Annotated in this window: 20 protein-coding genes and 5 tRNA genes; 9 read left to right on the forward strand and 16 right to left on the reverse strand. The window is 73.0% G+C overall.

Translation table 11 applies throughout. From position 1 onward, the window contains the following. Nucleotides 1–3: 3 nt before the first annotated feature. From OG811_RS18970 to OG811_RS18990, 5 genes are all read right to left on the reverse strand, one after another. Nucleotides 4–774 carry an ABC transporter permease subunit gene (locus tag OG811_RS18970; protein ID WP_406067550.1) on the reverse strand — a complete coding sequence of 257 codons (771 nt, stop codon included), beginning with the start codon at nt 772–774 and terminating at the stop codon, nt 4–6. Beyond that, nucleotides 771–1,703, reverse strand: coding sequence for an ATP-binding cassette domain-containing protein (locus tag OG811_RS18975; RefSeq protein ID WP_406067552.1), 933 nt, complete (start codon nt 1,701–1,703; stop codon nt 771–773). Before OG811_RS18975 ends, OG811_RS18970 begins: the two co-directional genes overlap by 4 nt. Before the next feature lie 89 nt (nt 1,704–1,792). Then, a complete protein-coding gene (locus OG811_RS18980; protein WP_406067554.1) occupies nt 1,793–2,635 on the reverse strand; it encodes a polysaccharide deacetylase family protein in 843 nt (280 codons plus the stop codon). Between the two features lie 35 nt (nt 2,636–2,670). After that, nucleotides 2,671–3,849, reverse strand: coding sequence for a cytochrome P450 (locus OG811_RS18985; RefSeq protein ID WP_406067555.1), 1,179 nt, complete (start codon nt 3,847–3,849; stop codon nt 2,671–2,673). A 9-nt stretch (nt 3,850–3,858) separates the two neighbouring features. Then, nucleotides 3,859–4,527, reverse strand: a complete 669-nt coding sequence (locus OG811_RS18990) for a class I SAM-dependent methyltransferase (protein WP_406067557.1) — start codon at nt 4,525–4,527, stop codon at nt 3,859–3,861. 150 nt (nt 4,528–4,677) lie between these two features. Here OG811_RS18990 and OG811_RS18995 point away from each other — a divergent pair, with 150 nt between their 5' ends. Continuing rightward, nucleotides 4,678–5,562: a hypothetical protein gene (locus OG811_RS18995; RefSeq protein WP_406067559.1), complete on the forward strand. Its 885-nt coding sequence runs from the start codon at nt 4,678–4,680 to the stop codon at nt 5,560–5,562. 83 nt (nt 5,563–5,645) lie between these two features. Here OG811_RS18995 and OG811_RS19000 read toward each other — a convergent pair whose 3' ends face one another. The 3 genes from OG811_RS19000 to OG811_RS19010 all read right to left on the reverse strand — a co-directional run bounded on the left by OG811_RS19000 (nt 5,646) and on the right by OG811_RS19010 (nt 7,081). After that, complete coding sequence (locus OG811_RS19000) at nt 5,646–5,786, reverse strand: hypothetical protein (RefSeq protein ID WP_406067560.1); 141 nt, start codon at nt 5,784–5,786, stop codon at nt 5,646–5,648. A 28-nt stretch (nt 5,787–5,814) separates the two neighbouring features. After that, complete coding sequence (locus tag OG811_RS19005; RefSeq protein WP_406067562.1) at nt 5,815–6,396, reverse strand: TIGR03086 family metal-binding protein; 582 nt, start codon at nt 6,394–6,396, stop codon at nt 5,815–5,817. Between the two features lie 82 nt (nt 6,397–6,478). After that, a complete protein-coding gene (locus OG811_RS19010) occupies nt 6,479–7,081 on the reverse strand; it encodes a TetR/AcrR family transcriptional regulator (RefSeq protein WP_406067564.1) in 603 nt (200 codons plus the stop codon). Nucleotides 7,082–7,472: 391 nt separating this feature from the next. Here OG811_RS19010 and OG811_RS19015 point away from each other — a divergent pair. The 3 genes from OG811_RS19015 (at nt 7,473) to OG811_RS19025 (ending at nt 7,738) form a co-directional block, all read left to right on the forward strand. Next, nucleotides 7,473–7,545: transfer RNA gene (locus tag OG811_RS19015), tRNA-Gly, on the forward strand. 34 nt (nt 7,546–7,579) lie between these two features. Next, a tRNA-Cys gene (locus OG811_RS19020) sits at nt 7,580–7,650 on the forward strand. Between the two features lie 13 nt (nt 7,651–7,663). Next, nucleotides 7,664–7,738, forward strand: a tRNA-Val gene (locus tag OG811_RS19025). Nucleotides 7,739–7,825: 87 nt separating this feature from the next. Here the strand turns inward: OG811_RS19025 and OG811_RS19030 are convergent. Beyond that, entirely contained in the window at nt 7,826–8,806 is a 981-nt protein-coding gene (locus OG811_RS19030; RefSeq protein ID WP_406067566.1) for a helix-turn-helix domain-containing protein, read from the reverse strand. A gap of 71 nt (nt 8,807–8,877) precedes the next feature. On the opposite strand from OG811_RS19030, the gene OG811_RS19035 reads away from it, so the two are divergent. Beyond that, nucleotides 8,878–9,693: an isocitrate lyase/phosphoenolpyruvate mutase family protein gene (locus OG811_RS19035; protein WP_406067567.1), complete on the forward strand. Its 816-nt coding sequence runs from the start codon at nt 8,878–8,880 to the stop codon at nt 9,691–9,693. A gap of 124 nt (nt 9,694–9,817) precedes the next feature. On the opposite strand, the gene OG811_RS19040 is transcribed toward OG811_RS19035, so the two are convergent. Then, on the reverse strand, nt 9,818–10,060 hold the full coding sequence (locus OG811_RS19040; protein WP_406067568.1) for a DUF6458 family protein: 243 nt from the start codon (nt 10,058–10,060) through the stop codon (nt 9,818–9,820). Between the two features lie 148 nt (nt 10,061–10,208). Between OG811_RS19040 and OG811_RS19045 the strand changes: the two genes are divergently transcribed. Both OG811_RS19045 and OG811_RS19050 read left to right on the forward strand, forming a co-directional pair. After that, nucleotides 10,209–10,281, forward strand: a tRNA-Gly gene (locus OG811_RS19045). 48 nt (nt 10,282–10,329) lie between these two features. Beyond that, nucleotides 10,330–10,404 (forward strand) — tRNA-Val (locus OG811_RS19050). Nucleotides 10,405–10,516: 112 nt separating this feature from the next. Here OG811_RS19050 and OG811_RS19055 read toward each other — a convergent pair. Next, nucleotides 10,517–11,494 carry an Acg family FMN-binding oxidoreductase gene (locus OG811_RS19055; protein WP_406067569.1) on the reverse strand — a complete coding sequence of 326 codons (978 nt, stop codon included), beginning with the start codon at nt 11,492–11,494 and terminating at the stop codon, nt 10,517–10,519. Nucleotides 11,495–11,729: 235 nt separating this feature from the next. Between OG811_RS19055 and OG811_RS19060 the strand changes: the two genes are divergently transcribed. Continuing rightward, on the forward strand, nt 11,730–12,368 hold the full coding sequence (locus OG811_RS19060; protein ID WP_272616514.1) for a response regulator transcription factor: 639 nt from the start codon (nt 11,730–11,732) through the stop codon (nt 12,366–12,368). 9 nt (nt 12,369–12,377) lie between these two features. Here OG811_RS19060 and OG811_RS19065 read toward each other — a convergent pair whose 3' ends face one another. Next, the gene (locus OG811_RS19065; protein ID WP_406075799.1) at nt 12,378–14,054 is read right to left on the reverse strand and encodes a GAF domain-containing protein; all 1,677 of its coding nucleotides are present in this window, start codon (nt 14,052–14,054) and stop codon (nt 12,378–12,380) included. Nucleotides 14,055–14,151: 97 nt separating this feature from the next. Further along, complete coding sequence (locus OG811_RS19070) at nt 14,152–15,147, reverse strand: Acg family FMN-binding oxidoreductase (RefSeq protein ID WP_406067571.1); 996 nt, start codon at nt 15,145–15,147, stop codon at nt 14,152–14,154. A 232-nt stretch (nt 15,148–15,379) separates the two neighbouring features. Here OG811_RS19070 and OG811_RS19075 point away from each other — a divergent pair, with 232 nt between their 5' ends. Continuing rightward, a complete protein-coding gene (locus OG811_RS19075; protein WP_406067573.1) occupies nt 15,380–17,725 on the forward strand; it encodes a heavy metal translocating P-type ATPase in 2,346 nt (781 codons plus the stop codon). Between the two features lie 46 nt (nt 17,726–17,771). On the opposite strand, the gene OG811_RS19080 is transcribed toward OG811_RS19075, so the two are convergent. From OG811_RS19080 to OG811_RS19090, 3 genes are all read right to left on the reverse strand, one after another. Then, nucleotides 17,772–18,623, reverse strand: a complete 852-nt coding sequence (locus OG811_RS19080) for a universal stress protein (RefSeq protein WP_406067574.1) — start codon at nt 18,621–18,623, stop codon at nt 17,772–17,774. Nucleotides 18,624–18,633: 10 nt separating this feature from the next. Next, nucleotides 18,634–21,027: a phosphoketolase gene (locus OG811_RS19085; protein WP_406067576.1), complete on the reverse strand. Its 2,394-nt coding sequence runs from the start codon at nt 21,025–21,027 to the stop codon at nt 18,634–18,636. A gap of 72 nt (nt 21,028–21,099) precedes the next feature. Further along, nucleotides 21,100–21,960, reverse strand: a complete 861-nt coding sequence (locus tag OG811_RS19090; RefSeq protein WP_406067578.1) for a universal stress protein — start codon at nt 21,958–21,960, stop codon at nt 21,100–21,102. Nucleotides 21,961–22,004 lie beyond the last annotated feature (44 nt).

Below are 22,004 nucleotides of genomic sequence, written 5' to 3' on the forward strand. Positions count from 1 at the left end.
GAATTACGCGTCGCGGCGACGCAGCGCGGCCCGGCCCAGCAGCAGCGCGGCGCCGGCCCACCCGGCGAGCAGGAGCAGTCCGACCAGGCTCGGGTACGGCTCGGTGTCGCCGGCCAGGAAATGCCCGCCGGCCACGCCGGGGAACACGTCGGCGATCCGGTTCAGCACCTCGATGTTGGGCTCCTGCAATGACAGCGGCACGATCATCAGGGTGGCGAGGAGCACGGTGATCGTGAGCACCGCACTACGCAGCGCGGCGCCGAGGCCCAGGGCGAGCACGCCGACCAGCGCCAGGTAGGTCGCCACCGCCACGATGTCGCCGATCGTGCCGGCGGCCGGGGCGCTGCCCCACTCGCCGAGCACCGGCCGGGCGACCAGGGCGCCGACGCCGCCGAGCAGTAGCCCGAGGGCGAAGGTGACCGTGCCGGCGACGACGGCCTTGGCCAGCAGCACACGACCGCGCGACGGGGTGCACTGCAGCGTGGTCCGGATGGTGCCACTGGTGAACTCGGCGGTGATCGCCAGCAGACCCAGCGCCAGGACCACGTACTGGGTCAGCTCGACCGAGTCGATCAGCACGCTGCCGACGGTGACGATCCCCCGGTCGTCGACCGGGTCGTCGTTGGTGTTGTCATTGGCGGCATAGATGGCCAGTTGGCCGGCGCTCGCGGCCATCACCAGCAGCCCGGCCAGCGCCGTCCACCAGGTGCTCCGCACCGAGGAGAGCTTGGTCCACTCGGCGGCCACTGCGCCACCACGATTGTTGGTGCTCATCGTGCCCCACCTTCGGTCGGGCCACCCGCGTACTCGACGCTGTCGGCGGTCAGCTCCATGAACGCCTGCTCCAGCGACGCGCCGTGCGGGCTCAGCTCGTGCAGTCGTACCCCCAGCTCGTACGCCAGGTCCCCGACCCGGTCCGCGGTGGCGCCGGTGACGGTCAGCTCGTTCCGGTCGGCCGCCTCGACGGTCGCCCCGGCGGCCGTGAGGCGCGCGGCGAGGGTGGCCAGCCCGTCCGGGTGGGGGCTGCGGACCCGAACCGCGACCGTGCTGCCGGCGATCACGTCGTCGACCGGCGCGTCGGCGAGCAGTCGTCCCCGGCCGATCACCACGAGCTGGTCGGCGGTGAGCTGCATCTCGCTCATCAGGTGGCTGGAGACGAAGACCGTCCGCCCCTGGTCGGCCAGTGAGCGCATCAGCTGCCGCACCCAGCGCACCCCGTCCGGATCGAGGCCGTTCACCGGTTCGTCGAACATCAGCACGGGCGGGTCGCCGAGCAGCGCGCCGGCGATGCCGAGCCGCTGGCCCATGCCGAGGGAGAGGGTCCGCCCCTCTTTGCTGGCGGCCCGCCCGTCCAGCCCGACGGTGTCCAGTACCTCGTCGACTCGCCTGGTGGGGATGCCGTTGCTGCGGGCCATGGCCAACAGGTGCGCCCGGCCGGACCGGGCCGGGTGGATGGCCCGGGCGTCGAGCAGCGCACCCACCTCGTGCAGCGGTCGGCGCAACTCCCGGTACGCGCGCCCGCCGACGAGGGCCTGCCCGGCGGTGGGGCGGTCCAGCCCGAGGATCATCCGCATGGTGGTGGACTTGCCGGCGCCGTTGGGGCCGAGAAAGCCGGTGACCCGGCCGGGCGCGATGTCGACGGTCAACGCGTCGACCGCAACGGTCGCCCCGAACCGTTTCGTCAACCCACGTAATGTGATCATGCGCTGACGCTAGGCGCGCGGACCGCTGCTCCACTGCGCCCGATCGGCACCACCCGACCCTGACTTTCGTCATGCCAGCGACAGGGCCGTCACCGTACGTAGTCCGTCAGGAGAGCCGGGGTGAGCCCGGCCCGGTGGATCGCCTTCAGCGCTGCGAGCAGGTCGTCCATCAGCGCCGGTCGGAAGTGCATCAGCAGAATGTCGCCGGGACGTACCACCTTCTCCGGGGTCTGGTAGCGAACCTTCCCCTCGTGGACCGTCTCGGTCCAGTGCAGCACCGCCTTGGCGCCGCAGTCGTGCGCGGCCTGCAAGGTGGTGGAGTCGTATTCGCCGAACGGGGGGCGGAACAGAGTCGATCGCGTGCCGAAGAGCGCCTCCAGCCTGTCCGCCGCACCGCAGATCTCCTGCTTCTGGTAGGCGTACGACCGGCCGGCCAGCGAGGTGTGGTTGATTGTGTGGTTCTCGACCATCCCGCCCGCCACCTGGATCTGCCGGAAGTAGTCGGTGTGCTCCACCGCTGCCGGTGAGTTCAGAAACATCGTGACCGGGATGCGCGCCGCCCAGATGAAGTCGATCGCCCCCGGCGGGCGGGCCAGCCCACCGTCGTCGATGGTGATGAAGGCGACCTTCTGGTCGGTCGGCAGGCGGTGCCAGAACGCCGCCGTGCCGGTGGTGGGCAGCGGCACCGGCTGCGGGATCGGCGCCTCGGGGAAGGTCGGCACCTGGGCGACGTACCAGGCCAGGCTCTTGAACGGGGGTTTCGCGGTCGCCGACGGCGAGGCCGACGGGGACGGGGCGGACGCGGTCGGCTGGGGCACGGTGATCCGTCGGGCGTGTGCCGGGTGGGCGGGACCGACTGTGCAGCCGGTCAACGCCAGCAGGGCCAGCAGTGGTACGACGGCAGGGATCCGACGAGTGGGGGTGGCTGACACGCCCGGAAACATACCGAGCGGACGTCAGGATCCGGTCAGCCCGGTGCCCCCGTAAAGCGGCGGACCACGAACGCGTCGGGCATCCGGAAGGTGAGATTGTCCGGGCACCAGGGCGGGCGGACCACGGTCACCGCGTCCAGCAGCGGCGCGGTCTCGGCCACCACCACGGCCGCCTCCATCCGGGCCAGCACGTCGCCGACGCAGCGGTGCGCGCCCGCCCCGAACGCCAGGTGCCGGCGCGATCCACGCTGACCCGGACGGAACTCGTCGGGCGACTCCACCACCTCCGGGTCCCGACCGGCGCGGCCCAGCCACAGCACGAGGCTGCTGCCCGCCGGCACCGCCGTCCCGCCCAGCGTGCTGTCCGTCGCCGCCACCCGCCGCCAGGTGACGATGGGCGGTTCCAGCCGCAGCCCCTCCTCCACCACGTCGGCCACGGCGACCTCGCCGGTGCGCAGGCCGGCCCGTACCGCCGGCTCGTCGGCCAACCGGTGCAGCAGTAGGGTGAGGAACTGCGAGGTGGTCTCCTGGCCGGCGACCAGCAGGAAGAAGAGCGCGCCGACCACCACCTCCGGCGGGTGTCCGGCCGCGCGCAGTTCGGCGGCCAACCCGCCGCCGGTCGCCGCGAAGTCGCGCAGTACGCGGTGGAACCGGCCCACCTCGGCGGCGAGTGCCAGCTGTCGGTCGGCGTCCAACGGTGCCCAGAACAACTCCAGCGCGGCGCGGGCGAACTCCTTGACCGCGCCGACCGGTGCGTCCGGCAGCTCGACCAGCCGGGCCAGCACCAGCAGCGGCAGGTCGGCGGCGAGGTCCGCGTACAGGTCGACCGGCTCACCGCTGTCGAGCGTGGCGCCGAGCCGGGCGACCCGGTCCCGAACCAGCGTGGTGAGCCAGGGCCGCTGCGCGGCGACCCGGGTGGGGTGCAACGCGTCCGCGACGACCGCCCGGATCTGCGGATGGCTGACGCCCGAGTTGTTCGCCAGGGTCGGCGGCAGCCGGAACCGGTGCTCGGCGAGCACCCGCAGTGCGGTCACCGGCATCGGTGTCACCGCGTCCAGCGCGTTGTCCGGCCGGTAGGTGACCGGGTCGGCGAGGACCTGACGAACCAGCGCGTGCCGGGTGATGACCAGGTGGGTGCCGCCGACGCGGTCCGGCACCCGGGCCACGTCCGGCCATGCGGGGTCGGCCACCTGCGCCCAGCTGTGGAACAGCACCCGGACACGCTAGCCGGAGGCCCCCGGCAGGCCGGCCCGCAACCGCCAGACGGTGGTGCGCTTCACCCGGACACTCTCCAGCGCCTCCGGCACCGGCACGTCGTACGCCGCCAACTCGTCGAAGCGGTCCCGGGGCAGGAACGCGCGGCCGGGGTCGCCAACCAGCGCCGGTGCGCCGGCCCGGGCGGCGCGGAGCAGGAACCGCAGCACCCGGCGGGCCAGCGCGTCGCTGTAGAAGACGTCGCCGGCGAGCACCACCTCGGCGTCCCCGGCGTCGCCGTCGAGGATGTCGCCGAACTCGGCGTCGACGCGTACCCCGTTGGCCTCGGCGTTGAGGGCGACCGCCGCCACCGCCAGCTCGTCCACCTCGACGGCCCGCACCGACGCCGCGCCGGCACGGGCGGCGGCGATGGCCACCAGGCCGGAGCCGGAGGCGAGGTCGAGCACCCGGCGGCCGGCGACCAGCTCCGGGTGGTCGGTCACGTAGCGGGCGAGCGCCTGCCCGCCAGCCCAGGCAAACGCCCAGAACGGCGGCGGCCGGTCGCTGGAGAACTCGCCCTCGGTCAGCTCCCACAGCCCGATCGGCTCGTCCGCCTGGTGCAGTCGCACCTCGGGGACGAAGGGGACCGGGGCCAGCCGGGCGTGCAGCCGGACGAACGTGCTGGAGAGCTCGGACACGACGCCAATTGTCCCAGCGGCCCGAATCGCGGCGTGTCGCGGGGGGCGGTGACCGGTTCACCACGGTCGGTGAAAAGCCGTGCTCTCCTTGCCGCCCGGTGCGAACACACCCGTCTGGTCGGGTCGACGCGCCACTCCTAGCGTTGCCCAGTGGAGGCAACCGAACGAAGGGCGGCGGTGGTGGTGACGGTGTGGCGGTATGCGCTGCGGGTAGGGGTGGTGCTGGCCTGTCTGAGCGGGGTGGAGCTGGCATTGGTCGCTCCGGCACAGGCGGCGTTCGCCACCGAGCTGAGTGGGCTGCCGGCCCAGTTCACCGCCGGCGAGCAGGTGCGCACGGTGTCCGCCGTCGTCTCGCGGACCGACCAGCGCGGCGGCTGCGTGAAGGTGCGCTGGTCGATGGTGCTCAGCGTCCAGGGCCTCCGACTCGACCAGGTGAAGATGGATCGGGTGGAGGACAACGGGGACTTCCCCCTGGAGATCCAGATCGACGGCGACGTGGCCCGGCTGACCGACCGGCAGCTCGACCCGGGCACGCTCTGCCGCGACCGCACGGTCACCGCCCGCTACCGGTTGGCCTTCGCCGAGGACGTCACCCAGGGACGGGTCACGCTCGCCGCTGAGGCGTACGACGCCAACGCGCGCCTGCTGGCCCGGCAGACGGCCACCCGTTCGGTGGTGGGTGCGGGTGGCACCCCGACCCGTACGCCGAAGCCGACCGCCACGCAGGCACGGCCCACTGCGACGGCGAGCGAGGCGGAGAGCACCGAGGCGGAGGAGCCGGTCGCGGGCCAGACGTATGACGCGGCGCCGCCTCCCGCAGCCGGTGCTGGACGCCCGGTCTCCCAGTCCGGTGGGTTCGGCGTGGTGCCGGCCGCGTTCCTGCTCGGTGGGCTGCTGCTCTCACTCGGGCTGGGGCTGCTGCTGCGGCTGCGCCACCTGACCCGGGCTGCGGCCGGCACGGCCGACGACCCACCGGTGGACCGGACCTGGGAGCGCCCGGCACCACCCGGCCGCTGGCACCCGGCCCGCCGCTGAGCGAGGGGCCGGCGGAGCTTGTCGGGCCGGCGGAGCTTGTCGGGCCGGTGGGGCCGGCGGCAGGTCCGCCGGCCCCACCGTTGTCACTTCGAGAACGCCTGGAACTCGGCGATTCTGACCTGGCCCCGAGCCGGGCTGGCGGTCGCGCAGTCCGTCGTCGTGGCCGGGTCGTCGTCCTGCTCGCCCGCGTACTGGGGGCCGCCGGTGCACTGGCTCGCCAGCACCTCAAGCGGCCCGGCACGCTGTGCGTGTTCAGCGGCCCGGAGCCCAGTCGGGGTCGCGGCCGAAGGCGGCCAGCAGGCGGTCCTGCTCGTCGACGTCGTCGGACACCTGCACCCCGGTCTGGACCAGGTTGTTGCGCTGGTAGCTCTCGATCTGGTCGGCGAACCATTGAGCGGCCGCGTGCACGGCGTCCGGGTCGAGCCGCGGCTGCGCTCCGATCGCCACCGCCACGTCCCAGCCGTGGATGAGGTGCTCGGCGAGGAGCTGTTGGAGGTATTCGGCGGCCGGGGCGTCGCCACTGGAAAGGTGCACGGTGCGGTCGATCGTCCCCGGATGGGTGGCCGCGATCTCAGCCTGTGCGGCCGCCTCCCGCGCCGCCGCGATCGGGTCTGCGCCGAGCAGGTCGCCGTCGAGCCGGTCGCCGACCTCGTCGACGGTTCGGCCGGCGAGCAGCGGGACGCTCCACCGGTCCTCATTCACCACGTGGTTGACCAGCGTGCGTACGTCCCAGTCCGGGCAGGGTGTCGGGTCGGACCACTGGCCGGCCTCGACCTGGTCCACCCGGTCGATGAATTCGGCCAGGCTCCGGCGGTATGCCTCCAGTAGATCCATGCTGCCGATTGTTCCGGTCGGCGGGGCGAGCGGAGCCGTTTTGCCCGGCCTGGTGCGGGGCGAAGGTTGGTGGGCTGCACGCTCAGTCCAGGTCGGCCACGTCCAGGCCGAGCTCCCGGGCGGTCACCAGCCGGACCCACTCGCCGAACTGGCGGCGGGAGATCACCCGGTCGTGTACGGCGAGTTGTACGGCAAGGCCGTCCATGACCGCGCTGATCCGCCAGGCGGCCCCGTCCGGGTCGGCGCACTGGAAGGTGCCGTCGGCCACCCCGGCGGAGATCACCGCGGCCAGGTCCTGCCGCCAGCGCAGGTCGAGCCGGCGGGAGACCTTTTCCAGCTCCGGGGTACGCAGCGATTCGGACCAGCCGTCGATCCACATCGACCAGGAGGTCGCCCGCCCGGCCGGGGTGTAGAGCTTGAGGATCCGGCGGAGCTTGGTCAGCGGTGGGGCCGAGGAGCGGATCACCGCGTCCAGCCGGGCCAGATCCTGCTCGACCGCGTACGCGAAAGCCTGCGCGAGCAACCGCTCCTTCGTGGCAAAGTGGTAGAAAACCAGCGCCTGACTTACGCCTGCGGCCTGCGCCACGTCCGCTGTTCGGGTGTTGGCCAGACCGCGCTCGACGATCACGTCGCAGGCGGTGCGCAGCAGGGCATCCAGGCGGATTTCGGCCGCACGTCTCGTCACGACCGTTACCGTAGCCCATCCGAGTGAACACGAACAGTTACCACCGCGGCTTGATCCGCGATGCGACAGTCGGAAGCCGGACACTTCCTCATGGTGCTGTCGGTCGTTCTGCTGAGAGCGTTCACCGAGGTCCGTCACCCCGGGCTGGCCTGCGCGGACGTCCGTCGGCCGCAGGGCGACGCGGTGCTGGTGGTCATCGGCCAGCGATGCCGGAGTGTGACGGCCGGCAACGAACCGGGACACCAGACCAGCCCCCTAGGAAGCCTGCGGACGGTGGTCCCGACCGTGCCTCCCGGACGGGGGTGGGACGCGCCGGGGCGACCCCGAGTTGGCAGTCGCTCACCGGCTCGGCTAAAGTTCTCATCCGTCACCCGGGAACGTCCGGGGGCGTGCGGACGTAGCGCAGCTGGTAGCGCATCACCTTGCCAAGGTGAGGGTCGCGGGTTCGAATCCCGTCGTCCGCTCGGAGCTGCCGCCACGTGTGACGGGGGCAACCTCGGTGGGGTGGCCGAGAGGCGAGGCAACGGCCTGCAAAGCCGTCTACGCGGGTTCAAATCCCGTCCCCACCTCGGCAACAAGCACGGGCGATTGGCGCAGTGGGAGCGCGCTTCCTTGACACGGAAGAGGTCACTGGTTCAAACCCAGTATCGCCCACCAGCAGGTAAACGGCTCGTTACCGGATTCCGGTAACGAGCCGCTCTGATTTGACGAGGGACACGTCGTCGACCACTGCTCTCCCTTGTGCTACCCGGTCGCGGAGAGCAGCGCCTCGGCGAGGTCGGTGCGGGCGCTGAGCAGCGTCCGGCCCCGCCGGTGGGTCACCACCAGGCCGGCCGCGCGTAATGCGGTGAGGTGTTGGGAGACCCCGGCGGGCGACATTTCGCTACGCCGGGCCAGCTCGGTGGTGCTGACCGGCGAGGTCAGTTCGGTGAGCAGTCGGGCCCGCCCGCGACCGATCACTGCGGCCAGCGCTTCCGGGACGCCGTTCGGGCGCTCCCAGAGGGTGCCGAGCCCACGGGCGGGATAGGCGAGCTGCGGCGCGGTCCCGGCGGACACGCTCGCCACCGACGGCCACACGAAGACGGACGGGACCAGCACCAGGCCCGGGCCGTCCGTGACGTCCGGAGCCAGGCAGTGCCGCTGCGCGACGCGCAGGGTGTCGTCCTCCCACCGGACCTGCCGGTGCAGGTCGTTGAGGAGCACCGCCACGCCGTCCTCGGCGAGGATGCGGGCGCGGGCGGTGATATCCGCGTCGAGCAGCAGCCGCAGCCGTGGCCAGTGCGGGGCCAGGGCGATCCGCCAGTACGCCGCGATCTCCTCGGTCAGCCGGCGCAGCCCGCCCGGAGGGTCGACGTACAGGCCTGCGAGCGCCGGCGTGCGGTCGCCCGGGTACAGGTCCAGATGCGTGCGGACGGTGTCGGCCGGGGTGGCGCGCAGTGCGGCCAGTTCGGCGGCCAGGTCCGGGATGAGACCGGCGGGCGGCGGGGTGAGGAAATCGGCCAGGTAGCCGGGCCGGGCCGGCACCAGCTGCCAGAGCAGCCCGCCGTCCGGGCCGACCAACCCCGCCTCGACCAGCGGTGGACGGACCCGGCGTACCCAGGGCAGGTGGACGGCATGGTCCCCGGGGTCGCGCAGCACCCGGACGCTCGCGGCGACCTCCCACAGGCAGGAGACGGCGAACCGAATGCGGGCGACCGCCCCCGCTGACAAGCTGATGGCGACCACGGCACCCCCCGGTGGATTCAGCTGGGACTGAAACATTACCGCCGGGGCCGGGGCCAGCCGAGACTCGCCGGGTGAGCGAACAACACACCCGAGCTGAACTGTTCCGATCCCTGCACACCCCCGGGTCGCCGCTGGTCCTGGTCAACGCCTGGGATGCCGCGAGCGCCCGCATCGTGGCGGCCGCCGGCGCCCGCGCGGTGGCCACCACCAGCGCCGGCGTCGCCTGGAGCCTGGGTGCGCCCGACGGCGACATCCTCGACCGCGACGCGGCCGTCGATCTGGTCGGCCGGATTACCGCCTCGGTGTCGCTGCCGGTCACCGCGGACATCGAGTCCGGGTACGGGGCGACACCGGCGGAGGTCGGCGTGACCACCCGCGCGGTGCTCGATGCCGGTGCCGTCGGCGTGAACGTCGAGGACGCCCGACGTGCGGCCGGCCCGCCGTTGCGCGACGTGGCCGACCAGTGCGCCCGGATCCGCGCGGTGCGGGGCGCGGCCGACGCGGCAGGTCTGCCGCTCTACGTCAACGCCCGGATCGACACGTTCCTCAGCGGTGTCGAGGACGTCGACGAGACCGTCGCCCGGGCCGCCGCCTATCTCGCGGCCGGCGCGGACGGCATCTTCGTACCCGGTGTGGTCGACCCGGTGGTGATCGGCGCGCTGGTGCAGGCGGTGCCGGCGCCGCTGAACGTGCTCGCCGGGCCGGGTGCGCCTTCGGTGGGGGAGCTGGCCCGGCTGGGGGTGGCCCGGGTGAGCCTCGGCTCGTCGGTCGCGGAGGCCGCGTACGCGGTTGCCCGCCGGGCGGCGGATGAGGCGTTCGGTGCGGGCACGTACGGCGCGCTGGCGAACGCCCTCGACTACGGCACGCTCAACGCGCTGATGCGGTGAGCGGTGCGGGTTGCGCCGCGCCCGGAGCCTCGTGCGGCGCGCAGGGGCGCGAGGGACCGGCCGCCTTGATCCGAGGTGGCCGGTCCGAGATCGCGTGACCTGCTGGCGGTGGACGGTGGTCGTGTCACAGCGGCGGGGCGATGTCCCGCCGCTCCTCGACCTGCCGGTATTCCACCGGCTGCTCGGTGGTGGTGACCACCTCGCGGCGGCGACTCCAGATCAGCGTGGTCATGATCAGGCCGAGCACGCCGGCACCCATCAGGATCCAGCCGACCACGTCGAGGTTGATGCCGCCGACGCTCGCGTCCAGCGCGAAGGTGAGGATCGCGCCGAGCGCGATCAGGAAAATGCTGGTGCCGATACCCACGACAGCCTCCTTAAGGGGGATGTGGTGTGCTGTCGAGGCGTTCAGTACCCCGCTGCGGACCAGCGCAACCGCCGCCGCCCAGGGTGCCGCGCCAAGCGATCTTGGCATCGGGTAGTGTTCACCTGTCGCCGACGCTTGCCGGGGACGTGCGGACGTAGCGCAGCTGGTAGCGCATCACCTTGCCAAGGTGAGGGTCGCGGGTTCGAATCCCGTCGTCCGCTCGCGATTCGCCCCAACGGGGCTTGGCCGCCGGTTCAGATGGTCACCACGGGCGATTGGCGCAGTGGGAGCGCGCTTCCCTGACACGGAAGAGGTCACTGGTTCAAACCCAGTATCGCCCACCAGAGCAGAACGGCTCGTTACCGGATACCCGGTGACGAGCCGTTTCCGTGCACAATCCGGTGTCGGTCCTCATCGGAGCTTGCGCGACTCTGACCTGTGCGAGAGCCGACGAGTTCAGGCGGGCACCACCGGCAGGTCCAGCACCTCCTCGACGCCCCGACGGGGGGTCGGGCGGCCCGGCTGGCCGTACCCGACCCGCAGCACCATCTGCGGCGTGCCGAACCGTCCCAGCGACAGTCGTAGCTGCTCGCGGGCGGCGGGCACCTCGATCGGCTGGGAGAGCATCGACACGCTGAGCCCGGCGTCGGTGGCGGTGAGCAGCAGCCGCTGCAGGGCCTGCCCGGCAATCACCTGATCCACGGCGGTGTTGCCGACCGAGCCGAGCACCCCCACCAGGGGCTCCGGCTCGAAGTCCCGGCCCGGGGCCCGGTCCCGCCCGCCGAAGCCACGCGTCGGCAGCAGATCCTGCGGCTCGCTCTGCGGCCCCCCGGCTGAGGTGGGCACGCCGTCCGGCGCGGGCTCCCGGCGCAGCCACTGCTCGCGCTCGATCCGGTACGCGGGGTCCCGATCCAGCACCCGGTGCGCGCTGCGGGCGATCTCGCCGAACGCGGCAACCGCGCTCACCCCGATCAGCAGCTCCAACCAGCACTGCTCGGCGCGGGCCGCGTCGCCGAGACGCCACCGGGCGTCGGCCGGCACCGGATCCGGCCAGAACGGCATGCGGTTGCTGAACCGGCGGGGGATGGCCGCGTACAGGCTCTGCTCGGCGGGGGAGGGTCGGCGCGGGATGTCCGGCACCAGCCGGGCCAGCAGGTCCGGCTCGGCCGGGTTGGGCCGCAGCCGCACCCGCGCCGGGATGCCGGCCACGGCCAGGGCCATCCGCAGGTTGAACAGCGCCCCGCCGCACGCGACCCGGACACCCCAGCCGCTCGGGTCGGTCGCCGGCAGCCGGCGGGTCGGGTCGGCCAGCACCTCGATGCCACCGTCGCGCAGCCGCAGCCGCCACGGCTGGGTGTTGTGCAACGACGGTGCCCGGACCGCGTCCACGGCGGCGGCCCGCAGGTGGTCCGCGGTGTAGCCGACGATGTCCATGGCGGTGCTCCCTTCCCGGTGGGCCGGCGGCGGGGAACGCCGCGATGGCTGGCCACCCCCTACACTCCGCCCGCCGGGTGGGTGCCCAGCAGGGCCGTACGTCCCGATCCGGCGGGCCCGACCGCCCTGGGCGGGGCCCGCCGTCGCGCCAGTCGAGCAGTCTCCCGACCCGAGCCTCGCCTGATCGGGACCTTTGGCCCGTGCACTTGACGCACGGTGCGGGTAGAAACGAGGGATGATCCGCGTGTTCCTCCTCGACGACCACGAAGTCGTCCGCCGTGGCCTGGCCGACCTGTTGCAGAGCAGCGGCGACATCGAGGTGGTCGGCGAGTCCGGCTCCGCGCAGGAGGCGGCTCGCCGCATCCCGGCGTTGCGGCCCGACGTGGCGATCCTCGACGCACGGCTGCCCGACGGCAACGGCATCGACGTGTGCCGCGACGTCCGCGCCGTCGACTCGTCCATCAAGGGCCTGATCCTCACGTCGTACGAGGACGACGAGGCATTGTTCGCGGCGATCATGGCGGGTGCCGCCGGGTACGTGCTCAAGCAGATCCGTGGCACCGACCTGGTCGACGCGGTGCGCCGGGTGGCGGCCGGGCAGTCCCTGCTCGATCCGGCGATCACCGCCCGGGTGCTGGAACGTATCCGCAACGGCGTCGAGCAGCCGCGTGAGCTGAAGTCGCTCACCGAGCAGGAACGGCGGATCCTGGAGTACGTGGCGGAGGGGCTGACCAACCGGGAGATCGCCGGGCGGATGTTCCTGGCGGAGAAGACGGTGAAGAACTACGTCTCCAGCGTGCTGGCCAAGCTGGGCCTGGAGCGCCGCACGCAGGCCGCTGTCCTGGCCACCCGACTGCTCGGCAAGACCCCCTGACCCGACCGGTCAGTCGCGCAGTGGCACTGCCCAGTGCAGCTCGGTGCCGTGCGGCTCGACCGCGCGGATCGCGCAGGTGCCGCCGAGGCGGTTGGCGCGTTCGCGCAGGTTGACCAGGCCGCCCCGGGCGGCAGCCGGGTCGCAGCCCACCCCGTTGTCGGTGACGGTCACGGTGACGTGGCCAGCGTCGAGGCGTACGGCGACGTCGACGCGGGTGCACTGCGCGTGGCGGACCACGTTCGACAGCGCCTCACGCAGCACGGCGGTGAGGTCCGGGCGGATGGTGTCCGGGACGGCGCTGTCCACCGGGCCGGTCAGCTCCAGGTGCGGCTTGAAGCCCAGGGACTCCGCGGCGACCTCGATCGCCTCACGGATCTCGGTGCGTAGCGCGGCGGTCATCGGCGTACGCAGCTCGAAGATGGTCCGGCGGATGTCGCGGATGGTGGCGTCCAGGTCGTCGACGGCCGCGTTGATTCGCTTGGTCACCTCCGGGCGGGTCGCCATCGGTGCGGCGCTCTGCAGTTGCAGGCCGGTGGCGAAGAGCCGCTGGATCACCACGTCGTGCAGGTCGCGGGCGATGCGCTCGCGGTCCTCCAGGACCACCAGCAACTCCCGTTCCTCCTGGCCGCGTGCCCGTTCCATGGCCAGCGCGGCCTGCCCGGCGAAGCTCCCCAGCAGGGCCAGGTCCTCCTCGCTGGCACCGCCACCGCGTTCCGGTCGGTGTGCCACGATCAGCACGCCGTGCAGGGTCGCGGCGGTGGTCAGTGGTGAGATCATCGCCGGGCCGGTGTGCAGCAGCGCCGGCCAGGGCGCGGCGTGCGCCAGATCGTTCACCTGGTCGTGCCGGCCCTCGGCGATTGCCGCGCCGAAGCTGGTGTCGGCGACCGGCAGGACCGTGCCGATCAGCGCCCGGGCCTGCTCGTCGGCGCCGTCGACCACCTCGACGGTGAACTGCGCGGCGTCGGTGTCGTAGAGCAGCACCAGCGCCAGCTCGGCCTCGGCGACCTCCCGGGCGCGGCGGGCGACCAACGCCAACGCGTCGGTACGGCGTACCTCGCCGAGCAGCACCGTGGTGATCTCGGCGGTGGCGGCGAGCCAGCGTTCCCGCCGGTGCGCCAGGGCGTACAGGCGGGCATTTTCGATGGCCACGCCCGCGGCGGCGGCGAGCGCGCCGACGATTTCCTCGTCGTCCTCGGTGAACTGCGCACCGCCCTGCTTCTCGGCCAGGTAGAGGTTGCCGAACACCTGGTCGCGGATGCGCACCGGCACGCCCAGGAAGCTGTGCATCGGCGGGTGGTTGGCCGGGAAGCCGTACGAGCGGGGGTGCTGGGTGATGTCCGGCATCCGCAGCGGCCGGGGCTCGTCGATGAGCAGGCCGAGAACCCCCCGCCCGTGGGGCAGGTCGCCGATCTGCGCGTGCTGCTCGGGGGTGATGCCGTGCACGATGAAGTCGTGCAGCAGTCGGTCCGGGCCGACCACACCCAGCGCGCCGTACCGGGCGCCGACCAGCTCGCAGGCCGCCTGCACGATGCGTTGCAGGGTGGTGCGCAGATCCAGGTTGGTGCCGATGCCGACCACCGCGTCGAGCAGGGCGCGCAGCCGCTCCCGGCTGGTGACCACCTCGCCGACCCGGACCAGCATTTCCTGCAGCAGTTCGTCGAGGCGCACCCGCGAGAGCGGGCTCAGCCCGAGCGACGGGGGCGCCGGCGATTCCCGACGGGGTTGCGGCGCGCTGTTGGTCACCGGGAGATGGTAGCGCCGGTGACCTTCCTGGCCGGACCCGTCAACCGTGCTCGCCCCGGACCGCGGAGGTGTCGACCACCTGGGCGGTGGCCAGCCGCGGCGTGTGCGGTGGGCCGGCGTGCGCCGGGTCCGCGATGCCCAACCGCAGCGCGATGTAGGGGAAGCCGATCCCGGAGAGCAGCTGACGCAGGGTTTGCCGGGTGCCCGGCACCTCGACCACCGCGCTGAGCGGCACCACGGACACGCCGAGCCGAGTGGCGGTCAGCCACCCGGCGGAGAGCGCTTCACCGGCGCGCAGCCAGCTGTCCCGCTCGTCCTCGTCGCCGTGCAGGATCGCGTACACCGCCATGCGGTCGTGGCCGGGGCCCACCGGCAAACTGCCGGGACGGCCGAAGTCGCGGCCCGGCACGGTGGTCTGCGCAGGCTGCTCGGGCAGCACCTCCGCCGGCAGGCCGGTGCCCTCGCCGGCACGGCTGGTCCAGTAGGCCAGCTCGGCGCGCAGCTCCGGGTCCTCGGCCTCGACCGTGTCGGCGTGCCCGGCGGTGGCGGCCAGCTCCAGCATCTGGTCGCGGTCGAGGATCTGCAACCGGCAACCCTCCGCGCTCACCGCCCGGGTGATCTCCTCGATTGCCGAGGGCGGCACCGGCTCGTCGCTGACCGGCCGCCGGTCGGTGTGCCGGACCTGCATGCACTGCACCATGTGCATGGCGTCCGGGTCTGCCGCGATCTGGCTCAGGTCGGTCAGCCGGGCCAGCAGCTCGCTGTCGCCCGGGTCGGGCAACCGCTGCACCACGGTACGCCACCCCTTTGCCGCCAGCGCGAGCCGCGCGTGGTGCAGGGCGGTGCCGCAGCTGATCGCGAGCAGTCGGCCCTCCGGGTCGGTGGCGGCGAGCTGCCGGTCGGCGACTGAGCGCAGCTCCAGCGCGTCGGGCAGCACCCGCCAACACCACGGCTGGGTGTTGTGCACCGAGGGGGCGTGGCCGGCGGTTGCGGCAGCCTCCGCCAGCGCGGTGGTCAGCTGGCTCTCCTGACTCATGGTCACGACCTTTCCGTCTCTGCTCATCGTGCCGCACGGCGCCCGCCGCTGTGCCGGGGTTGCCGCTCCATCCTGTGCAATCGGTGGTGCGCCCGCAGGGGCCGCAGGTCCCGACTCCGCTGGGACGTTACGCCCACCGAGCCAGGTTCGCCGCGCCGGTGCGACGTCCGTCCGCCGGGCGAATCGCCTGGTGTCCGGCCGGCGTTGGCCCACGGCCTGCGACGATGCGCAGGTGGGGGCCGAGCCGACCGAGTGTGTACCGGAGCAGCCGGCCCGCAGCCGCGTCCGACGGTGGTGGGCGTGGACGCCACTGCTCGGGCTCGGCATCGGTGTGCTGGCCGGCGTGGTGCTGCGAATTGTCGGCCACTCGGGCGTGGCGGACCTGGTCTGGGCGGCCGTCACGGTGGTCGCGCTGCTGCCCGCCGCCTGGTCGATGCTGCGCTCGTTGTGGCACCGGCACTTCGGCGTGGACGTGATTGCCGTGCTGGCCCTGGCCGGCGCGCTCGGCGTCGGGGAGTACCTGGCTGGGGCGGTCATCGCCGTGATGTTGGCGACCGGGCAGTCCTTGGAGTCGTACGCGCAGCGGCGGGCCACCCGTGACCTGCGGGCGCTGCTGGCACGCGCCCCGCGTACCGCCCGTCGGCGCGGACCCGACGGTGGGATCGAGGTGGTGCCGTTGGACCGGGTGGCGGTGGCGGACCGGCTGCTGGTCGGTCCCGGCGACGTGGTGCCGGTCGACGGAACGGTCGACGAGGCGGCCACCCTGGACGAGTCGGTGGTGACCGGGGAGTCGCGGCTGGCCCAGCGGGCGGCCGGGGAGGCGGTGGCCAGCGGCGTGGTCAATGCCGGCGCCGGGTTCGGCATGCGGGCGACGAAGACCGCCGGGCAGAGCACGTACGCCGGGATTGTCCGGCTGGCCCAGGAGGCGACCGCCCGCAAGGCCCCGATGGTTCGACTGGCCGACCGGTACGCCGCCGCGTTCGTGCCGTTCACGTTGGTCCTGGCCGGGCTGGGCTGGCTGCTCTCCGGCGACGTGGTCCGGGCGGTGGCGGTGCTGGTGGTGGCCACTCCCTGCCCGCTGCTGCTGGCCACCCCGATCGCGATCGTGTCCGGGCTGTCCCGGGTGGCCCGGCGTGGGGTGCTGGTCCGCGACGGCAGCGCGCTGGAGCTGCTCGGCCGGGCCCGCACCCTGCTGGTGGACAAGACCGGGACGCTGACCGTCGGCCGCCCGCGCGCCGCCGAGACGGTCGTCGCCCCGGGTGGCGATCGTGACGAGGTGCTGCGCCTCGCGGCCTCGGTCGAGCAGTTGTCCCCGCACGTCCTGGCCACCGCGCTGGTCCGGCAGGCCCGCGACCGGGGGCTGACGTTGACCGAGCCGACCGGCGTCACCGAGGAGCCGGGGCGGGGGGTCAGCGGCCGGGTCGGCGGGCGACTGGTCCGGGTCGGTCAGTTCACCGGAGAGCTACCGGAGTGGGCGGATCGGGCGCGGGTCCGCACCGAGTTGGCGGGCTGGTCCGCCGTGTGGGTCAGCGACGACGGCGGGCCGCTCGGCGCGGTCCTGCTGGAGGACCCGGTACGCCCCGACGCCCGCCGAACCGTGCGTCGGCTACGCGCGGCCGGCCTGGGGCGGATCGTGATGGTCACCGGCGACCAACCGGCCACCGCCGCGCAGGTCGCGGCGGCGGTCGGGGTGGACGACGTGCTCGCCCGCTGCACACCGCAGGAGAAGGTGGCCCGGGTCCGGGCGGAGGCCGACCGGGCGGTGACCGTGATGGTCGGCGACGGGGTGAACGACGCTCCGGCGCTGGCCGAGGCGCACGTGGGCGTGGCGATGGGTGCGACCGGCGCGAACGCCTCGGCGGACGTGGCCGACGCGGTGCTCACGGTGGACCGGCTGGACCGGCTCGCCGACGCGGTGGAGATCGCCCGGTACGCCCGGCGGATCGCGGTGCAGAGCGCCACCGTCGGGATGGGATTGGCCGTGCTGGCGATGCTCGTGGCGGCGGCCGGTCGGTTGCCCCCGGTCGCCGGCGCGTTCCTCCAGGAGGGCATCGACGTGCTGGTGATCCTCAACGCGTTGCGGGCACTCGGCGGAGGGCTGCGTCGCCGCGACGTGCCGCCGCCTACCCGGGAGTTGCTCGCCCGCTACGCCGGGGAGCACCAGGCGGTGCGGGACGTGCTGGCCGGGCTGCGGGACACCGCCGACCTGGTCGCCACCGACCCGGGATCGTCGCGGTGCCTGCCGGCGGTACGCGAGACGCACCACCGGTTGACCGAACAGGTGCTGCCGCACGAGGCTGCCGAGGAGCGACAGCTCTACCCCGAGCTGGCCTCCCCGCTGGGCAGTGGGGAGGCGACCTCGACGATGAGTCGGGCGCACGTGGAGATCCGCCGCCAGGTCGACCTGCTCGGTGCCCAGCTCGCGCAGACCGAGGACGGTCGGCTACGCCCGGACCAGTTGCCCGACCTGCTGGCCACCCTCTACGGGTTGGACGCCGTGCTCCGCCTGCACCTGGCTCAGGAGGAGGAGGAGTTCTTCTCCCTCGACCCGTCCGACTCGGCGCCCGCGCGGGGGTGACCCTGGCCGGGGGTGCCCTGCCCGCGGCGCCCCAGGTTGGCGGACGTCAGCGTTCCCGGACCACCGCCACCGGGCAGTTGGCGTGCTGGATGAGCTGCTGGCTGACCGAGCCGAGCAGCATCCCGGCCAGCCCGCCCCGGCCCCGGCTGCCGACCACCACCAGCCGCGCGTCGCGGCTCGCTTCGATCAGCATCGCCGCCGGGCTGGTCGGGACCAGGTCGACGGTGATGGCCAGGTCGGCGAACGTCCGCCGCCACGGTTCCAGCGCCTGCTCCACCGCAGCCCGCTCGTCGGGCACCCCGGCGGCCCCGCCGGGGCCCGGTGTCCAGGCGTGCAGGACGCGCAGTGGCACCTGCCGCTGCGCCGCCCGTTCGGCCGCGAAGCCGAGCGCCACGAGCGACGGTTCCGAGCCGTCCACGCCGACGGCCACCGGGCCGGCCGACGCGTCGGTCGGGGCGCTGCCGGCACCGTCGCGGACCACCACGACGGGGCAGTGTGCGTGCGCGGCGACCGAAACCGCCGTCGACCCGGCCAGCAGGCCACCGAATCCGCCGTGGCCTCGGCTGCCGAGCACCAGCATCCCGGCCTCGGCCGAGCGTTCCTGCAACACCAGGGCCGGCGGCCCGTCGTACACCTGGCCGGTGATTGTCAGCCCGGGGTGCGCGGCGTCCGTCACGGCCTTGCGGACCAGGTCCTCGACCTGCCGGCGGGCGGTGTCGTCCGGCCAGACCCCGGGCGCCACGCCCGGGCCGACCCAGCCGGCCACGGTCAGCCATTCGAAGACGTACGCCAGCCGCACCGGTTGGCCGCTGTGCCGAGCCTCCTCCAGCGCCCAGTCCAAGGCCACGGACGCATCGGTGGAGCCGTCGTAGCCGACCAGGATCTCCGCGTTGCGCACGTCGTCCTCCTCAGGGGTTGGTCGGGTCGGTTTCGCGGACCCAGCGCCATTCGGCGACCTGGGGGTCGTCCTCGCCGTACTGGCGGGTGTAGTCGCGGGCCGACTGCCGGGCGTCGACCATCCGCTGACGCAGGTGCGCGGCGCGGGCGGCCAGCCCGGGCACCCGGTCGATGACGTCGATGACCAGGTGGAAGCGGTCCAGGTCGTTGAGCATCACCATGTCGAACGGGGTGGTGGTGGTGCCCTCCTCCCGGTAACCGCGTACGTGCAGGTTCTCGTGGTTGGTGCGGCGGTAGGTGAGGCGGTGGATCAGCCAGGGGTAGCCGTGGTAGGCGAAGATGACCGTCCGGTCCGTGGTGAAGATGGTGTCGAACTCGTTGTCGGGCAGGCCGTGCGGGTGCTCGGTGTCCGGCTGGAGGCGCATCAGGTCGACCACGTTGACCAGTCGCACCTTCAGCTCCGGGAGGTGTTGGCGCAGCAGCTCGGCGGCGGCCAACGCCTCCAGGGTGGGCACGTCCCCGCAGCAGGCGAGCACCACGTCCGGCTCGCTGCCGCCGTCGTTGCTGGCCCACTCCCAGATCCCCAGGCCACGCCGGCTGTGCTGGATCGCCTCGGTCATCGTCAGCCAGCTGGGTGCCGACTGTTTACCGGCCACCACCACGTTGATGTAGTGCCGGCTGCGCAAACAGTGGTCCATCGTGGCGAGCAGGGTGTTGGCGTCCGGCGGCAGGTAGACCCGCACCACCTCGGCCTTCTTGTTGACCACGTGGTCGATGAAGCCCGGGTCCTGGTGGGAGAAGCCGTTGTGGTCCTGGCGCCAGACGTGGCTGGACAGCAGGTAGTTCAGCGAGGCGAGGGGCTGCCGCCAGGGGATGGCCCGGGTCACCTTCAGCCACTTGGCGTGCTGGTTGAGCATCGAGTCGACGATGTGGATGAACGCCTCGTAGCTGGTGAAGACACCGTGTCGGCCGGTCAGGAGATAGCCCTCCAACCAGCCCTGGCACAGATGCTCGGAGAGCACCTCCATGACCCGGCCGTCGGGGGAGAGGTGGTCGTCGTCGGGCACGGTGGCGGCCACCCACGCCCGGTCGGTCACCTCGAACGCGGCGCCCAGCCGGTTGGAGGCGACCTCGTCCGGGCCGAACAGCCGGAACGTCTGCGGGTTGGCGCTGATGACGTCGCGGATCCACGGGCCGAGCACCCCGGTCGCGCTGGCCATCGTCGTGCCCGGTTCGGGGACCTCCACGCCGTAGTCGGAAAAGTCGGGCAGGGCCAGGTCGCGCAGCACGACCCCGCCGTTGGTGACCGGGTTGGCGCTCATCCGTCGGTCGCCGCGCGGCGGCAGCGTCCGCAACTCGTCCACCGGCGCGCCGGTGGCGTCGAACAGCTCCTCCGGCCCGTAGCTACGCAGCCACTGCTCCAGCTCGGCCAGGTGCGCCGGGTTGTCGCGTACCCCCGACAGGGGCACCTGGTGGGCGCGGTAGGTGCCCTCGACCTGGGTGTCGTCGACCTCGCGCGGGCCGGTCCAGCCCTTCGGCGTCCGCAGAATGATCATCGGCCAGCGGGGACGCTCGACGACGCCCCCGGAGCGGGCTCGCCGCTGGATCTCGGCGATCTCGTCCAACGCGCGGTCCATCGTCGCGGCGAGGGTCCGATGTACCTGGGCGGGGTCGTCGCCGGCCACCACGTACGGCTGGTAGCCCGATCCGCGCATGAGGTCGAGCAGGTCGGTCTCGGGGATGCGGGACAGCACGGTCGGGTTGGCGATCTTGTAGCCGTTGAGGTGCAGGATGGGCAGCACCGCACCATCGCGCGCCGGGTTGAGGAACACGTTGGAGAGCCAGCTGCCGGCCAGCGGCCCGGTCTCCGCCTCGCCGTCGCCGATCACGCAGGCCACCACCAGGTCCGGGTGGTCGAACGCGGCGCCGTAGGCGTGGCTCAACGCGTACCCCAGCTCGCCGCCCTCGTGGATCGAACCCGGCACGTCCGCCGCGACGTGACTGGGGATACCGCCCGGGAAGGAGAACTGGCGAAAGAGCCTGGACATCCCGACCTCGTCGCGTGCCACGTCGTGGTAACGCTCCGACCAGGTGCCCTCCAGCCAGGTGTTGGCCACAATGGCCGGGCCTCCGTGCCCGGGGCCGGTGACCAGCATGGCGTTGAGATCGCGCGCCACGATCACCCGGTTGAGGTGGGCGTAGATCAGATTGAGCCCGGGACTGGTGCCCCAGTGCCCGAGCAGCCGAGGCTTGATGTCGTCGCGGGTCAGCGGCTCGCGCAGCAGCGGGTTGCCGAGCAGGTAGATCTGCCCGACGGTGAGGTAGTTCGCGGCACGCCAGTAGGCGTCCAGCCGGCGCAGCTCGTCATCGGTGAGGGCGCGGTGCACGTCGAGCGCGGTGTCCATAATGCTGAGCCTCTCGCAGATCGGGGAGTGGGGCATCCGACGTCCAGCCTCGCCGTCGCCTGCGCCCCGAGGTCAGGGCCGTTGGTCCCGGTTCGGGCGGGCGTCGGGCCCGGTGAGTGGGGCCTCGGCCAGCCCTCGGACGACGATCACGGGGGCCGGGGAGTGGTAGAGCATGGACTGGGCGACCGCCCCGAGCATCCCGCGGCCCGGTTCGCCGCCCCGGGCCGCGACCAGCACGACCTGCGCCGAGCGGGACACGTCGACGAGCACCTGGCCGGGATCGCCACGGATGACACGGCACTCGGCCGGCACGTCCGTCCGACGGGCGGAGAACCGGGCCACGACCTCGGCCAGCTGCTCGGTGTCGGTGTCGGTGTCCTGGTCGGGCTCCAACACCCGCAGCGCCACCAGCCGTGCGCAGCGCCGGGCCGCGCACTCGAAGGCCCATTCCAGAGCGAGGGTCGAGCTGGGCGATCCGTCCACCCCGACCAGCACCGGGCCCGGCGGCGGCGGCTGCTGGCGGACCACCAGCAGCGGGCAGCCGGCCCGCGCGGCCAGCTGCACGGCGGACGTGTCGGAAGGAATGCACCTGCCGCTGCCGGACATCCCGCTGTCGCCGACCGCGAGCAGGAAGGCCGCTTCCGATCGACGGATCAGGATGGGCAACATGCCGCCCTCGACGATCTCGCCGCGGACCGTCAGCTCCGGTTCGATCCCGTGGGCCAGCTGCGCGCCCCGCGTGATCAGATCCTCGGCGTGGTCCCGGGGTGCGGCGACGGTGTCCGCGGCGAAGGCCGCCTGCCAGTCGAAGGTGTGCAGCAGGTGCAGTGGCCGGCCGTGTCCGGCGGCCTCCTGCGCGGCCTGTTCGACCACCGGGAGGTCGTGATCCGACCCGAGGCCGACCAGCACCGCTGCGTCGGCGGGTGCGGCCATCCGATATCACCTCCCGGGCGTCGCGCCCGGCACGACCAAGCTGT

The organism is Micromonospora sp. NBC_01638 (genome assembly GCF_045209745.1).
GTDB lineage: Bacteria > Actinomycetota > Actinomycetes > Mycobacteriales > Micromonosporaceae > Micromonospora.

Coding starts and splice junctions, on each gene's coding strand:
- OG811_RS18970 (WP_406067550.1), bottom strand. CDS start 774: ATGAGCACCAACAATCGTGGTGGCGCAGTGGCCGCCGAGTGGACCAAG.
- OG811_RS18975 (WP_406067552.1), bottom strand. CDS start 1,703: ATGATCACATTACGTGGGTTGACGAAACGGTTCGGGGCGACCGTTGCG.
- OG811_RS19005 (WP_406067562.1), bottom strand. CDS start 6,396: ATGGATCTACTGGAGGCATACCGCCGGAGCCTGGCCGAATTCATCGAC.
- OG811_RS19055 (WP_406067569.1), bottom strand. CDS start 11,494: ATGGACATCGTCGGCTACACCGCGGACCACCTGCGGGCCGCCGCCGTG.
- OG811_RS19060 (WP_272616514.1), top strand. CDS start 11,730: ATGATCCGCGTGTTCCTCCTCGACGACCACGAAGTCGTCCGCCGTGGC.
- OG811_RS19070 (WP_406067571.1), bottom strand. CDS start 15,147: ATGAGTCAGGAGAGCCAGCTGACCACCGCGCTGGCGGAGGCTGCCGCA.
- OG811_RS19085 (WP_406067576.1), bottom strand. CDS start 21,027: ATGGACACCGCGCTCGACGTGCACCGCGCCCTCACCGATGACGAGCTG.
- OG811_RS19090 (WP_406067578.1), bottom strand. CDS start 21,960: ATGGCCGCACCCGCCGACGCAGCGGTGCTGGTCGGCCTCGGGTCGGAT.